Below are 14,167 nucleotides of genomic sequence, written 5' to 3'. Positions count from 1 at the left end.
GTCCTCGTACATGATCTCTTGCAGATCACCCTCGGAGAGCCCCCTCTCTTCAAGCGATTCCCTCTCGACGTAGAGCTTCGTGACATCATAGTCGCCCAGCGCCCGGAACGTCGGAGAAAAGTTTTTCACACCAATGGCTTCGGTGTTCTGTCCCCTGGTCAGCTGGAACACGCCGTCATCCAGGAATGCCAGCGAAACATCCTGATCGAATGCCGCGCCGATAAGGACGACCTCAAGGCTTTCCAGAGCATAGATCGTGCCGTAGGGGGCTTTGCGGTTTACATACAGGAACTTCTTGACCTCTGACATGGCTTCAATCCCCGAACGTCACGAGGCGATCCGTCTGGATGCCCATTTCTATCAGTTGCCCAAGGCCGGAAATCCGAAAACCCTCGGCAATGTTGTTTGCGTCCTTGCCCTGGCGCTCTGCCTCGTTCCGGTCCAGCAGACCGCGCCGCTGGGCGGCCGCGATACACACCACCAGGTCGATGTCATGCTCCTGCGCAAGCGCCGTCCAGTTCTTCTGGATGTGGCGCTCGTCCTGAGGCGGAACACTCAGGCGGGTCGAGACGTTTACGCCGTCGTGGTAAAAGAACACTCGCGGCACCTCATGCCCCTTCGCAAGGGCTGACCTGACAAAATGGTAGGCCGTGTCGGCGGCCTGATGGGTATAGGGCCCTTCGCTGACAACCACTCCAATCTTCAATGCTCTCTTGCTCCCGGTTCAGAAATGCAGATGTGCCGACATATTCATGGACTTTCGTGCGCCGGTCCACGTGTCGAGATGGTGTTTGGTGAAGGCCAGTTCCGTCATTTCGAAGAAGCGTTTCCAGCCGATCCGGTCAATCCACTCCCCCATCCGTTCCCAGTGCTGGGCGTCGCTCTTGTAGGCCTCGACGATGCGGCGAACGACGTCCTTGACCTCTGGCCAATGCGGCGCGTTGTTCGGCAGGTTCGCGACGGCCAGCTTGTGAAAGCTCGGTTTCGAGCGCGCGTTCGAGTGCTTGCCGCCAACCCAGACCGCAATCTTGGTGGAATCATCGCCGTTGATCTGCATCGGTGGACAGGGCGGATAACAGGCGCCACAGCAGACACATTTCTTTTCATCGACTTCAAGCGACGGTTTGCCATCCACCATGGCAGGCCGGATCGCCGCCACCGGGCAACGGGCCACGACAGCGGGACGTTCGCAGACATTGGCCACCAGATCGTGGTTGATCTTCGGAGGCTTGGTGTATTGCACGTTGACCGCAATATCCCCCTGGCCACCGCAGTTGATCTGGCAGCATGAGGTCGTGATACGAAGCCGGTTCGGCATCTTTTCCTGCACGAACTCGTCATGCAGCATGTCCATCAAACCCTTCACGACCCCCGACGCGTCTGTGCCTGGAATGTCGCAATGCAACCAGCCCTGGGTGTGGCTGACCATGGACACGCTGGCACCGGTCCCGCCGACGGGAAAACCCGCTTCGTTGAGTGCGCCGATCAGCGGGGCAACCCTGGCTTCGTCAGCGACCAGATATTCGATGTTCGACCGCGTGGTAAAACGCACATGGCCATCCGCGTATCTGTCCCCGATGTCGCAAAGCCTGCGGATGGTGAAGACATCCATTTGACGCTGTGTCCCGGCACGGACCGTATAGATCACGTCACCGGACTTCGCCACGTGGCGCAGAACGCCGGGGCGTGGGCGATCGTGCCAATCCCAGTTCCCGTAGTTGGCCTTCAGAACCGGGTGCATGTACTGGAACGGATCCGGGACGCCGACCTCATCGGGGACACGGGGTTTGCTTGACTGATCGCTCATTGTTTCCTCCCTTTTCCCGCCGGACTACTCGGCAACCTGATCAGTTGCCTGACGCGCGAACCACTTGTCGGCCTCTTCATCGAAATCGTCCGTCCGCACGTAGCAGGACGTCCTCGGATGGTTGACCATGTTCGGATCCGGCTCGATTTCCAGCGCTTCGAGGAAGGCAGGCAGACCGATCCGGTCGATCGTTTCCCCTACCCGCTCGTGTTCGAGCGCATTGTCCGCGAAGAATTCGACGACATTCTCGGCAAACTCCTCCAGTTTCTCGAAATCTTCATCGGTCTCGAGCTTCATGAAGGGGACGACCATGATGCCCATGAGATCCCCGATCTTCAGCGCGCGTTTGCCGCCGATCAGGATCGAGATGCCGCGATCATCGCCCGGGCTCAGCGCCTTAGTCATGACGTTGATACAATGCATACAGCGCACACAGGATTTGTTGTCGATCTCAAGCGTGTCATCGTCGTTCAAGGAGATCGCACGGGTAGGGCACATCTTGAGGACGGTATCCGTCGTGTACCTGCGCCCTTTTTCTTTGACGTGTTCCTTCACCTTCTCCTGATCAATCTTGATCTCGTCACGCCACGTCCCGATGACCGCGAAGTCGGCACGGTGGATCGCGTTCACGCAATCATTGGCACAGCCCGAAAATTTGAACTTGAACTTGTAGGGAAGGGAAGGGCGGTGCATTTCGTCGAGCAGGCTGTTGATGATTGACCGGTGTGCCCGAACCTCGTCATAGCAGGACTGCTCGCAGCGCGCATGGCCAACGCAGGACATGGCCGTCCGCAACGCAGGGCCGGCCCCGCCGAGGTCAAACCCGATTTCGTTGAAGTCATCGAACGCCTTTTGCGTGTTCTCGGTCGTACAGCCCTGAAACATGATGTCACCAGATTGCCCATGAAAGGCAATCAAACCCGAACCATGCTCCTCCCAGATATCGCAAAGCTTTCGCAGAATGTCGGTCGTATAGTGAAATCCGGCGGGGGGCATAACGCGAAGCGTATGAAATTCTTTTGATTCCGGGAACTTCTCGGCAACTTCCGAGAAGCGCGGGATGATACCACCGCCGTAGCCGAAGACCGATACGGTGCCGCCCTTCCAGTATCCCATCCTGTTCTCGTAGGAATGGTTGAGCTGCCCCAGAAGGTCGTTCATCATTTTCTGGTTTCCCGGAGCCCCTTCATCCCGCAGACGCTTGAGCCCGGTCACGAAACTGGGCCAGGGCCCGTCCTCCAGTTCGTCGAGCTGCGGTGTCGGATGAACCTCCCGGTCGCCGTTCTTGATGTCATCGTCTTTCATGACTTCCTCCCAGTTTTCCTGGCGTCCCCGTGCATCCTTTTCCTGACCACCGTGGATCCAGATGACGAGTATCTCAGAAAGATTTACACATCACATTTTAAGAATATTGTAATATATGGCAATATGAGGTTGCATGAACGAACGAATATTGCGCTGCAGCATTCCTTCGCCGCATCGCAACATGCTCGAACAGGTTGAGAACAAGGGATTTTCTGCGGGCCATGGACACGGAGAGAAAAATTCTCAAACGCTTCCGATGGGAGGATTTGACGGATGAAGGCCTTTTCGAGGCCTGGTCCGATGTAAAGAAGCGGTTGCAAACGCGGTTGTCGGTGTGCCCGGAGGTCCAATTGGATTCGCTCGCCACCTGCAACGGCCGGGCCCTGAACGAGCTCAAGGCAAGATGCGCGATCTCGAACTTTGCCCTGTACCGGGTCGCGGCGAATGAAGGCACGCTCGACGGTGCCTGCGAAGCTCTTACCACGTTCTCGCGCAGTCTCGGATTTTCTCTGGGTGAGCAGCACCGCTCGGCCGGTGACTGGGGCGTGGTTGCCCTTCGCCCGTCGTCAGACGCTTCCAAACAGGGGTACATCCCTTATTCAAACCGGCCTTTGAACTGGCACACCGACGGGTATTACAGCCCTGCCCCGTCCCCGGTGAAAGCTTTCATCCTGCATTGCCACCAGCAGGCGGAACATGGCGGTGAAAACCGGGTGGCCGACCCGGAAATGGCCTATTTGCGACTACGGGAGGAGAACCCCGAATTTGTGCGGGCACTCATGCACCCGGAGGCGATGACAATTCCGGAAAACCGTGAACCCGATGGCACCCTTCGTCCGGTGTCGGTCGGTCCTGTCTTTTTTGCCGACACGGCGTCCGGGAGGCTCCAGATGCGCTATACCGCCCGGACACGTTCCATCCTGTGGCGCGATGACGCGACAACCAGGCAGGCCGTGACATGGCTGGGGAAATGGCTGCAAAGTGATGACCCCTCGATCCGAAGTCTGCGCCTCGAGCCGGGCCAGGGGATCGTGAGCAACAACGTGCTTCACAACAGAACCGGCTTCGACAACAGTACCGGAACGGAAAACGCACGCACCATGTTGCGTATCCGCTTCCACGAACGCCTTTCGGAGGAATGAGATGGCACAGCTTAGTGACCTGATAATCGGCCACCCGGATGTATCCACTTTCAAGGAATTGACCGAGCTTGTGAAACACGCGGGTGAATCCGGACAAATGTTCCTGGAGTTCGATGTAAAACCGGACTTTCGGGACACTCCCAGGAACTGGCAATGGGTGCTGGAAACGGCTTTCACGCGGGGACTGTCCTGATGGCCGACACATTGACAGACCTTGCGGAATTCGACCTGCCCTACCGCCGCAAGGCCACATTGAAACGCATCGATTTCGAAAGCGGCCTGTCCATGGTGCGTCTGGTCCTCCGTGAAGGAAAGCGCATCACTCAGATTGATCTCGATGCCGACTCCGCAAAGGGGCTGGCCGACGCAATGAATGCCGCGGCCGATGACCTGTGACAATGCCGCCCGTTTCCACCACAATTCAATCAACGAAGGAAAGACATGAAAAAGGCTATCCTGACCCGGCTCTCCCTGCTTGTCCCGTCTGGCCAGGGGACTGACCTGCTGACCTCGGGAATGGTCCGGCCCGATCAAGTGACCGTGGACGGCGGAAAGGTCATCGTGCCCGTAAATGTGCCCGAGGGGTTTACCGGCGACCTTCGCGAAGTTCAGTCCATGATCGAGGAGCAGCTGGAAACACTCGATGGGCTCGAAAACCTCCTCGTCATCCTGACCGCCGAACGTGCGGCGGCGTCCGAGCCGGCACCCCCCGAGCCCCCGAAACTGCGCAAACGTCCGACGGAAGCGCCTGGCCGCGACATGCGCCCGCACTCCGAGGCGATCCCCGGCATCAGGACAATTATCGCGGTCGCCTCAGGCAAAGGGGGGGTTGGCAAGTCCACGACAGCGGCCAACCTGGCGCTCGGCCTGCGGATGCTTGGCCTGAAGGTCGGGCTGCTTGATGCGGATATCTATGGTCCTTCGATGCCCAGCCTTCTGAACATTCAGAACCGGCCTGACGTTGTGGACGACCGGGTCATGCCGATCGAAAAATATGGGCTCAAGACCATGTCGATGGGCTATATGATGGACCAGGACAAGCCGATCATCTGGCGTGGCCCAATGGTCGTGACCGCTCTCATGCAGATGACACGGGAAGTGAACTGGGGCGAGCTGGATGTTTTGGTTCTGGACATGCCACCGGGCACCGGGGACGCGCAGTTGACCATGGCGCAGCAATTTCCCCTGCAGGGTGCCATCATCATCTCCACACCCCAGGACCTTGCGCTCATCGATGCACGCAAAGGGCTCAGGATGTTCAAGGATGTCGATGTTCCGATTTTTGGCATCATCGAAAACATGTCGACCTTCATCTGTCCGCACTGTGGAAAGCCCTCTGACATTTTTGGCCACGGCGGAGCAGAGCAAGACGCCCACCGTCTTGGTGTCCCTTTCCTTGGCGCGGTGCCGCTGCACATGACGATCCGCGAGACTTCGGACGCGGGAACGCCCGTGGTCGTCGCAGAGCCCGACGGGCCACATGCAAAAACCTACCGCGATATCGCACTCAAGGTCGCAACACGCTTGTTCCCGGAGGACGACGAGGATTGACCAGAACGCTGCGCGGGGAGCCTCAAGACGATTCCGTCGGCCGAGCTCAACCAAGGGAGTTGTCAGACTAATTCGAACCAGTCTCAGTTAGGACAGAGCCACTGCCCCTTAAGTTGGCTCAGCACGCGGCAAGGTCGATAGTTCTTCAATATGCTGGGGCGATCGGTGAATTCGAAACTGAGCTGCGTAAAGCACGACAATTAGAAGGCATCGATGCAGCTCTTGCGAAGGCAAGGACAGTCCCTTTAAAGGCATCCGGCTACAATCGAAAAAAACGGATTGCTGAACTACGCGCTCAAAGCATGATGCCAACAGCCATTGCGCGGAAATTGAAGATCGCCCGCTCCTCGGTTTACAGGTTGCAAAAGAACACCTACGCCTCCCACTTGACCACTAATTCCATTTTGCGGTTTACAAGCCTTTGCCATTCTCACGATTGGTGAATATTGAAGCATAGAACGAACTTCAGAGGGGGCATTGATGCAAGGCACAGGCATCATAAGCATAGCTCATCAATCCGTCGATCACGCTAATTTATTGGTTGTTGACGACCAAGTACGTGGTCTCTGCATCTGCTGCATCGAGCACCGCCGGGGGAAACAGAATTCCACCGATCCTCATGAAATTGCACCGAAAATACGCCACATCTCCCTCTTGCAGCGCAATGGAAAGTTCGACATTATTCTCTGAGTGAGGGGAACCTATATGTTGACCCGGCTCCAACGGCACAACAATTGCTCGCCGCTTTTGGCATTTACCCACTGGATAACCGTTCACCCTCGTATTTGGATAGGGCGCATCTCCAACCAATCCCGTATATCCTCGATCCCCATAAATAATTACTCCGGTGAATCCAGCTTCCCCGTTTCGTATCGCATCGGGCAGTACGTCAACAACTTGATAGGGGATGGTCATGACCCCATCCTTTTGGGATTCATCTGGCAAGGAGCAGCCCGCCAAAACACCGGCGGTGACTAGAGCAAATATTTGAAAACGCATTCTCAAAAGTTCCTTTCAGGCGGTCAATGAACCGAGTTTTTTAAAGACTGTATTTGTGGGTGCCGGTGAAGCAGGGGCCAATCAGCCTTCAGTATTTCCCGAATGCTTCCCATATTCAACGGCAAACGGAATACCTGCTACTTGGCCCGCAACGGTGCCGTGTGGCCCTTTGGTGGCCAGAGCGCCACCTTCGCCTTGAACTCAGGCGAATGGTTCTTCCGTTTCGACATCTCTGATCTCCTTCTCGTCGAAGACCAGCAGACAACAAATCGTAGCTTACGTCAGTGTCCGATTTTCAGGGGGTAGCTCAGCTTCGTGGCTCACATCGATGCCACGTTCGTGAAGCAAATCTTCCACGTCGCGCAACGAAAGGGGAAACCGGACGTACAACATCACCGCCAGGCGGATGATCTTCGGACTCGTTTTGAAGTAACGAAAAGGGGAGCGTTTGGTCATCCAACAAGGCTAAGTGGACGCCCTACTCGCTTCAACCCAAGTTTCTCTGACAATACCCAGGGAAACCCTGTCTCAAACCCCACCGGCAAAAACAGGCCTCTGAGACTTCCGAGATTATCAAGGGAAGATCAGACTCACGGTGAGTCTCAGTTCAAAACACGCCCCCGCAACCGCCCGGAATGACGGCAGAAATCAAAACCAATTCTGCGGGGAAAACTGAGACAGGGGCAAGTGGCGGAGGAGGTGGGATTCGAACCCACGGTGGGCTTTCACCCACGCCGGTTTTCAAGACCGGTGCATTCGACCACTCTGCCACTCCTCCGGGGGGTGCGGGTCGTATTCGCATAGGGTTAGCCCGACCTGCCGGAATATGAAAGACCGAAAAGCGGGCTGATTTGCGCCGAATGCACGGCGCGGTCTTTTCAGCGGCACAGTCGCCCGCTAGACTGCGCGCAACAAGGGGTGAAAGCCCCGATCAGGGCAGTTGGGTTCAAGGGGCATGACATGACACGCAGGACCACGCGCGCGGTGGCGCTTCTTCTGGGCGGCGCGGTATTTCTTTCGGCATGTGAGCCCGGGCAGATGCCTGGATTTCTGCAAGGCGGCAGCGGGGATACAACGCCACGCGCGGGTGGCGGGACGCGGGTGGTCGAACGCGATGTCGAGGCGCCCGAGGTCTTCCAGATGACCGAGAGCGGGCTGTGGGACGGACGTCCCAGCCTGGGCGGTGTCTGGGTGGCCCATCCCGAAGCAAAGAACCCCGAGAGGATCGTCATCCGCAACGAGGCGAATGGCAAATTCGTCGTCGGAGCCCTGTTCCGGCGCGAACGCGAAATTCCCGGACCGCGGTTCCAGGTCAGCTCGGATGCGGCGGATGCTCTGGGCATGCTCGCCGGGGCGCCCGTGACCCTGAACGTAACCGCGCTGCGCCGCGAGGAAGTTCCGGATCCGACCGCCGCCCCCACCGAAGCGCTGGATGCTCCCGAAGACATCGAAGCCGCGCCTCTGGAGGATGGGGGCGAGGTCGATGCGAATCCGATTGCCGCAGCTGCCGCAGCTCTGGACGAGGTGGAAGCCGCCGCCGGGACCGAGACTGCGGCTGCGACGGCGCAAACCGCGACGCCCGCTGCCCCTGCCCCGCGCGCGCCCGTCGTGGCGGGTCTCGCCAAACCCTTCATCCAGATCGGCATTTTCAGCATCGAGGAAAATGCCGCCAACACCGCCGAAAGCCTGCGCCGCGCAGGTATGGTGCCGACAATCAAGCCCGGCAGATCCGCCGGCAAAGCCTTCTGGCGCGTCGTGGTCGGTCCGGCCACCTCTTCGAGCGAACGCGCCGCTCTTCTGAAGAAGATCAGGGCATTGGGCTTTGCCGATGCCTATTTCGTGACCCACTGAGCCGGAAAGGACCGCCAACCATGCGCCGCCTTGCCCTTCTTGCCGCCGCATTTGCGGCCATTTTTGTCCTTCCGGCCCGCGCGTTCGAGACCCGCGCCGGTGCGGCATTCGTACTGGATGTGACCACCGGCACGGTGTTGTTCGAAAAAGAGGCCGATGTCCCGCTGCCGCCTGCCTCCATGTCCAAGCTGATGACGCTGAACATGCTGTTCGAGGCGCTGGCAGACGGGCGCGTGTCGATGGAAACGCGATTTGGCGTGTCGGAACGAGCTCAGGCGATGGGCGGATCGACCATGTTCCTGAACACCACCGACCGTCCCACGGTCGAGGAACTGATCCAGGGTATCATCGTGCAGTCCGGCAACGACGCCTGTGTTGTCGTGGCCGAGGCCCTGGGCGGGACCGAGGAAGCCTTTGCCCGGATGATGACCGAACGGGCAAGGGCGCTGGGGATGATGAACAGCACCTTTGGCAATTCCTCCGGCTGGCCGCACCCGGACCAGCGCATGTCGATGGAAGACCTGGCGATCCTCGCGAACCGCCTGATCACCGAATTCCCGCAGTATTACCACTACTTCAGCCAGACCGAATTCCTGTTCGACGGGCGTGCCCCGGACAACCGGCGCAACCGCAACCCGCTGCTCAAACTGGGCATCGGCGCGGACGGGCTGAAAACCGGACACACCGAAGAGGCCGGATACGGCCTGGTCGGCTCGGCCCGCCAGGGAGATCGCCGCATTGTCTTCGTGATTTCGGGTCTTGAAAGCGAAAAGGCCCGCGCCGAGGAAAGCGAAGCGGTGATCAACTGGGCGTTCCGCCAGTTCGCCCTGCGCACGCCGGTGAAGGCCGGGGACCGAATGGCCGAGGCGCAGGTCTGGCTGGGGGATGCGCCCGGCGTCGGGTTGGTGCCCGCAACCGATATCGAAATGCTGATCCCCGCCACACAGCGTGACGGGATCGAGGCGACGATAAGCTGGAATGGCCCGATCGAAGCACCGATTGCCGAAGGCCAGGAGCTGGGCCAGATGGTAATTACCCGCAGCGGACTTCCTGAGATGACCGTGCCGCTCTACGCCGAGGCCGCCGTGGGCAAGGCTGGCTTTGTGCCGCGCCTGCAGGCCGCGGCCAGCAAGGTCATCGACATGGTCCTGGGGGGCGGCGCGCCCGAAACGGCCGCCAACTGATGCCGGCCGGGCTGTTCATTACTTTCGAGGGCATTGACGGGTCCGGCAAGTCGACCCAGGCGCGTCTGCTGGCCGAGACCCTGCGCGCCGAGGGGCATGACGTGATCCACACCCGCGAGCCGGGCGGCAGCCCGGGGGCCGAGGAAATCCGCGCCCTGGTGCTTGAGGGCGACCCGGACCGCTGGTCGGCAGAGACCGAGCTTTTGCTTTTCACCGCCGCGCGACGCGACCATCTGGAACGGCTGATCGAACCGTCGCTGGCCGGGGGAAAGACCGTGATCTGTGACCGTTTCGCCGACAGCACCCGCATCTACCAGGGCAGCCGTTCTGGTGACAAACGCGCCCAGGTGGACGCGCTGCACGACCTCATGATCGGACGCGATCCGGACCTGACATTCATCATCGACATGGACCCGGCCACCGGCCATGCCCGCGCCAAGGGGCGTGGCGGCACCGAGGAACGGTTCGAGGATTTCGGCGCCGGGCTGCAGGCCAGAATGCGCGAGGGGTTTCTGGATCTGGCGCTTGAGTTTGCCGATCGCTGCGTCGTTGTGGATGGCGCACGATCCATCGAAGAGGTCGCCAAAGACGTCGCCCATATTGCCCGGACCCGCATGTGATGAGCGCCCCTGCCGACCTGCCGGAACCGGACCGCGTCGAGGGTGCCCCGCACCCGCGTGAGACCGAACGCCTGCTGGGCCAGTCCGAGGCCGAGTCCCGGTTTCTGGAGGCCTATACTTCAGGTCGCCTGCACCACGCCTGGCTGATCACCGGACCGCGCGGAGTGGGCAAGGCGACGCTGGCCTGGCGGCTGGCACGGTTCCTTCTGGCCACCCCCGCCGACGATGGCGGCATGTTCGCACCCGAGCCGCCCTCCAGCCTGGACATCGACGCCGGACACCCGGTTGCGCGGCGTCTGATGGCGCTGTCGGAGCCGGGCCTGTTCCTTTTGCGCCGTGGCCCGAACGACAAGGGCGACAGGCTTTCGCAGGACATCCGCGTGGACGAGACCCGCAAGCTCAAGGGGTTTCTGCACATGTCGGCCTCCGATGGGGGGCGGCGCGTGGTGATCGTGGATTCGGCGGACGAGCTGAACACCAACGCCGCAAACGCGATCCTGAAACTGTTGGAGGAACCACCCGAGGGGGCCGTGTTCCTGCTGATCTCGCACCAGCCGACACGGCTGCTGCCCACCATCCGCTCGCGCTGCCGCGAGCTGCGCCTGTCGCCTCTGGCCCCGGACGTCCTGACCCAGGCCCTGGCCGCTGCGGGGGCCGAGGGCGACATCCAGACCGACGCGCTGGGACAACTGGCTGCCGGATCCGTGGGCGAGGCGCTGACGCTGACCCATCTGGACGGGCTGGGGCTCTATGCGGAAATCTGTGCCACCTTCGCCGAAGCGCCGCGCTATGACCGCCCCCGAGCACTGAAGCTCTCGACCCTGGCAACCGGGGCGGCGAATGCGGATCGCTACGATCTGATCCTGCATCTTTTCGATCTGTTCCTGACCCGGCTGGCGCGCAGCGGCGCCGGTCTGCCCCCGACCGCCGAGGCCGCGCCGAACGAGGCGGCTATCCTTGCGCGCCTGTCTCCGGGCGGTGCCGCCGCCCGCGCCTGGGCCACCACCCAGCAGGAGCTGTCGGCCGCTGCCCAGCATGGCCGCGCGGTGAACCTTGACCCTTCGGCGCTCATCCTTGATATGGTCTTCAGGATCAATGAAACGGCGGACGCAGTTGCCGCCCGATGAGGCGGTAATGAGCATTCCCCAGATCGCACCCCGGATCACCGACAGCCACTGTCACCTGGACTTCCCGGATTTCGAAGGGCAGCTGGAGCAGATCGTCGCCAATGCCGCCCAGGCTGGTGTTACCCGCATGGTCACAATCTGCACGCGGCTGCGCAATCTGCCTCGGGTCCAGGCCATCGCCGAGGCCCATGCACCCGTATTCTTCGCCGCCGGCACCCACCCGATGAGCGCCGCCGAAGAACCCATGGCCACGGTCGACGAGTTGCTGGCACTCGCCGCCCATCCCAAATTCGTGGGCATTGGCGAGACGGGCCTGGATTACCACTACACCGCCGACAGCGCGCAGGTTCAGAAGGACAGCCTGCGCCTTCATATCGCTGCTGCGCGCGAAACCGGGCTGCCCCTGATCATCCACTCGCGCGATGCCGATGACGATATGGCGCGTATCCTGAGCGAAGAACACGCCAGGGGCGCCTATTCCTGCGTGATGCATTGCTACAGCTCCGGGCCCGAACTGGCCAAGGTGGCGGTCGACCTCGGCTTCTACCTGTCCATGTCCGGCATCGCCGCCTTCCCGCGCAGCCAGGAGGTGCGTGACATCTTTGCCGCCGCCCCGGTCGATCGCATCCTGGTCGAGACCGACGCGCCCTATCTTGCACCGCCTCCCTTCCGCGGCAAGCGCAATGAACCGGCCTACACGGTGCACACCGCCAAGGTCGGCGCGGAGCTCTTCGGCCTGGACTACGCGGAATTCGCCGCGCAGACACAGGTCAATTTCGACCGGCTCTTCACCAAGGTCGCCGCATACGAGACCACGAATGGGCTGGGCGCCTGATGGGGCGCCTGACCTTCACCATCCTGGGCTGCGGAAGCTCGGGCGGGGTGCCGCGCCTGGGCGGAGACTGGGGCGATTGCGACCCGGAAAACCCCAGAAATCGGCGCACTCGCTGTTCGATGCTGGTCACGCGCGAAGGGCCCGGCGGCAACACCCGCGTACTGATCGACACCTCGCCGGATATGCGCCAGCAACTTCTGGATGCCGGGGTCGGTCATCTGGATGCCGTGCTCTATACCCATTCCCATGCCGACCACGTGCATGGCATCGATGACCTGCGCATGATTGTCTACAACCAGCGCGCGCGTCTGCCGGTCTGGGCCGATCCGCCCACCCAGGAGGCGCTGTTTGCCCGCTTCGGCTATGCTTTCGTGCAGCCCGAAGGGTCGAGCTATCCGCCGATCCTGGACATGCACACGATCGACGGCAACGTGACCGTCAAGGGCGCGGGCGGTGAAATCACGCTGACTCCGTTCGAGGTCGGTCACGGCCGTATCAACGCGCTGGGATTCCGGGTCGGCGACCTGGCCTACCTGCCGGATGTGAACGAAATCCCCGAGGACGCCTGGACCGCGCTTCAGGGGCTGGACTGCTGGGTGCTGGACGCGCTGCGCCGCACGCCGCACCCGACCCACACCCACCTGGAGCAGTCGCTGGAGTGGATTGTACGCTCAGGTACACGCCGCGCGGTGCTGACCAACATGCATATCGACATGGATCACAGCGCGGTCGAAGCCGAAACGCCGGACAATGTCAGCGCCGCCTATGACGGCATGACGATCAGCTACGAGATCTGAGACATGAGCGCGCTGGTCGAGGTCATCCTGCCCGTCTTTCTGGTGATCGCGGCGGGGTACGTGACCGTGTGGCGCGGGCTCTTCACCGGGCAGGTCGTGGACGCGCTGATGAACTTTACCCAAAGCTTCGCGATCCCCGTCCTGCTGTTTCGCGCCATTTCGCGGCTGGACCTTGCGGCCTCCTATGACCCGGCGCTTCTGATCAGTTTCTATACCGGTTCGGCGACCGGATTCACCGTGGCGCTGCTGGGCGCCCGGTATCTGTTCAAACGACCGTGGCCCGACTCCGTCGCCATCGGTTTCGGCGGGCTGTTTTCCAACCTCGTGCTCCTGAGCCTGCCGATCACCGAACGCGCCTACGGGGTGGATGCCCTGGGGCCGAATTTCGTGCTGATCTCGTTGCACGCGCCCTTTTGCTACACGATCGGGGTGACAGCGATGGAGTTTGCCAAGTCCGAAGGCATCGGGTTGGGGCAGACCTTGATGAGCGTGGCACGCGCCATGCTGCGCAACCCCCTGGTGATCGGTATTTCCGCCGGGTTTGCGGTGAACCTGTCCGGCCTGCCGGTGCCCGGCGTGGTGAATGACGCGGTGGATCTTCTGGCCGGCGCGGCCCTGCCAGCCGCCCTGTTCGGGTTGGGCGGCGTCCTTGTGCGCTACAGCCCCGAAGGCGACATGAAGATCGTGGCCCTGGTCGCCGCGACCTCGCTGATCCTGCACCCGGCTGTGACCTTTACCCTGGGCAACCTGCTGTCGCTGTCGCCCGGACAATTGCGTTCGGCGGTGATCTCGGCCTCCATGGCGCCGGGGGTGAACACCTATGTCTTCGCCAACATGTACGGCGTCGGCAAGCGGGTGGCCGCCACGCTGGTCCTGGTGGCGACGGGGATGTCAATCCTGTCGGTCTGGATCTGGCTGGCGATCCTTGAGCGCGCCGTGGGCTGAACCC

At 61.1% G+C, this 14,167-nt stretch carries 16 protein-coding genes, 1 tRNA gene and 1 pseudogene; 11 read left to right on the top strand and 7 right to left on the bottom strand.

Annotation, left to right across the window (positions count from 1 at the left end; genetic code table 11):
• The 4 genes from tusC to dsrA form a co-directional block, all read right to left on the bottom strand.
• Positions 1–309 (bottom strand): sulfurtransferase complex subunit TusC (gene tusC, locus Q1V43_RS16605; protein ID WP_300520551.1); only part of this gene is annotated, 309 nt, incomplete at its 3' end.
• Positions 310–313: 4 nt separating this feature from the next.
• Positions 314–694 carry a sulfurtransferase complex subunit TusD gene (tusD, locus tag Q1V43_RS16600; RefSeq protein ID WP_300520548.1) on the bottom strand — a complete coding sequence of 127 codons (381 nt, stop codon included), beginning with the start codon at positions 692–694 and terminating at the stop codon, positions 314–316.
• A 30-nt stretch (positions 695–724) separates the two neighbouring features.
• Entirely contained in the window at positions 725–1,807 is a 1,083-nt protein-coding gene (gene dsrB, locus Q1V43_RS16595) for a dissimilatory-type sulfite reductase subunit beta (RefSeq protein ID WP_300520546.1), read from the bottom strand.
• A gap of 24 nt (positions 1,808–1,831) precedes the next feature.
• A complete protein-coding gene (dsrA, locus tag Q1V43_RS16590) occupies positions 1,832–3,112 on the bottom strand; it encodes a dissimilatory-type sulfite reductase subunit alpha (protein ID WP_300520543.1) in 1,281 nt (426 codons plus the stop codon).
• A 221-nt stretch (positions 3,113–3,333) separates the two neighbouring features.
• On the opposite strand from dsrA, the gene Q1V43_RS16585 reads away from it, so the two are divergent.
• The 4 genes from Q1V43_RS16585 to Q1V43_RS16570 are packed head-to-tail and all read left to right on the top strand — an operon-like array spanning position 3,334 to position 5,805.
• Complete coding sequence (locus Q1V43_RS16585; RefSeq protein WP_300520541.1) at positions 3,334–4,254, top strand: TauD/TfdA family dioxygenase; 921 nt, start codon at positions 3,334–3,336, stop codon at positions 4,252–4,254.
• A gap of 1 nt (position 4,255) precedes the next feature.
• The gene (locus Q1V43_RS16580) at positions 4,256–4,447 is read left to right on the top strand and encodes a hypothetical protein (protein WP_300520538.1); all 192 of its coding nucleotides are present in this window, start codon (positions 4,256–4,258) and stop codon (positions 4,445–4,447) included.
• Entirely contained in the window at positions 4,447–4,650 is a 204-nt protein-coding gene (locus tag Q1V43_RS16575) for a hypothetical protein (protein ID WP_300520536.1), read from the top strand. Before Q1V43_RS16580 ends, Q1V43_RS16575 begins: the two co-directional genes overlap by 1 nt.
• A gap of 45 nt (positions 4,651–4,695) precedes the next feature.
• Complete coding sequence (locus Q1V43_RS16570; protein WP_300520534.1) at positions 4,696–5,805, top strand: Mrp/NBP35 family ATP-binding protein; 1,110 nt, start codon at positions 4,696–4,698, stop codon at positions 5,803–5,805.
• 534 nt (positions 5,806–6,339) lie between these two features.
• Here Q1V43_RS16570 and Q1V43_RS16565 read toward each other — a convergent pair.
• The 3 genes and pseudogenes from Q1V43_RS16565 to Q1V43_RS16555 all read right to left on the bottom strand — a co-directional run bounded on the left by Q1V43_RS16565 (position 6,340) and on the right by Q1V43_RS16555 (position 7,582).
• On the bottom strand, positions 6,340–6,720 hold the full coding sequence (locus Q1V43_RS16565) for a hypothetical protein (RefSeq protein WP_300520531.1): 381 nt from the start codon (positions 6,718–6,720) through the stop codon (positions 6,340–6,342).
• 396 nt (positions 6,721–7,116) lie between these two features.
• Positions 7,117–7,260, bottom strand: a pseudogene (locus tag Q1V43_RS16560) (IS6 family transposase); the annotation flags it as partial.
• A 232-nt stretch (positions 7,261–7,492) separates the two neighbouring features.
• A tRNA-Ser gene (locus Q1V43_RS16555) sits at positions 7,493–7,582 on the bottom strand.
• A 182-nt stretch (positions 7,583–7,764) separates the two neighbouring features.
• On the opposite strand from Q1V43_RS16555, the gene Q1V43_RS16550 reads away from it, so the two are divergent.
• Genes Q1V43_RS16550 through Q1V43_RS16520 form a run of 7 tightly spaced genes read left to right on the top strand, consistent with a single transcriptional unit; the run spans position 7,765 to position 14,163 of the window.
• On the top strand, positions 7,765–8,655 hold the full coding sequence (locus Q1V43_RS16550) for an SPOR domain-containing protein (protein WP_300520528.1): 891 nt from the start codon (positions 7,765–7,767) through the stop codon (positions 8,653–8,655).
• Between the two features lie 20 nt (positions 8,656–8,675).
• Complete coding sequence (locus Q1V43_RS16545; RefSeq protein WP_300520525.1) at positions 8,676–9,839, top strand: D-alanyl-D-alanine carboxypeptidase family protein; 1,164 nt, start codon at positions 8,676–8,678, stop codon at positions 9,837–9,839.
• Positions 9,839–10,459, top strand: coding sequence for a dTMP kinase (gene tmk, locus Q1V43_RS16540; RefSeq protein ID WP_300520522.1), 621 nt, complete (start codon positions 9,839–9,841; stop codon positions 10,457–10,459). Before Q1V43_RS16545 ends, tmk begins: the two co-directional genes overlap by 1 nt.
• Positions 10,459–11,586, top strand: a complete 1,128-nt coding sequence (locus tag Q1V43_RS16535) for a DNA polymerase III subunit delta' (protein ID WP_300520519.1) — start codon at positions 10,459–10,461, stop codon at positions 11,584–11,586. Before tmk ends, Q1V43_RS16535 begins: the two co-directional genes overlap by 1 nt.
• Positions 11,587–11,593: 7 nt before the next feature.
• Complete coding sequence (locus tag Q1V43_RS16530) at positions 11,594–12,421, top strand: TatD family hydrolase (RefSeq protein ID WP_300520516.1); 828 nt, start codon at positions 11,594–11,596, stop codon at positions 12,419–12,421.
• Positions 12,421–13,218, top strand: coding sequence for an MBL fold metallo-hydrolase (locus tag Q1V43_RS16525; protein WP_300520514.1), 798 nt, complete (start codon positions 12,421–12,423; stop codon positions 13,216–13,218). Before Q1V43_RS16530 ends, Q1V43_RS16525 begins: the two co-directional genes overlap by 1 nt.
• 3 nt (positions 13,219–13,221) lie before the next feature.
• Positions 13,222–14,163, top strand: coding sequence for an AEC family transporter (locus Q1V43_RS16520; RefSeq protein ID WP_300520511.1), 942 nt, complete (start codon positions 13,222–13,224; stop codon positions 14,161–14,163).
• The last annotated feature ends 4 nt before the right edge of the window (positions 14,164–14,167 follow it).

Origin of the sequence: Aliiroseovarius sp. (assembly GCF_030148435.1) — a bacterium.
Lineage (GTDB): Bacteria > Pseudomonadota > Alphaproteobacteria > Rhodobacterales > Rhodobacteraceae > JASBTN01.
The sequence above is the reverse complement of the archived record's forward strand: the minus strand, read 5'-3'. Positions and strand labels throughout refer to the sequence as shown.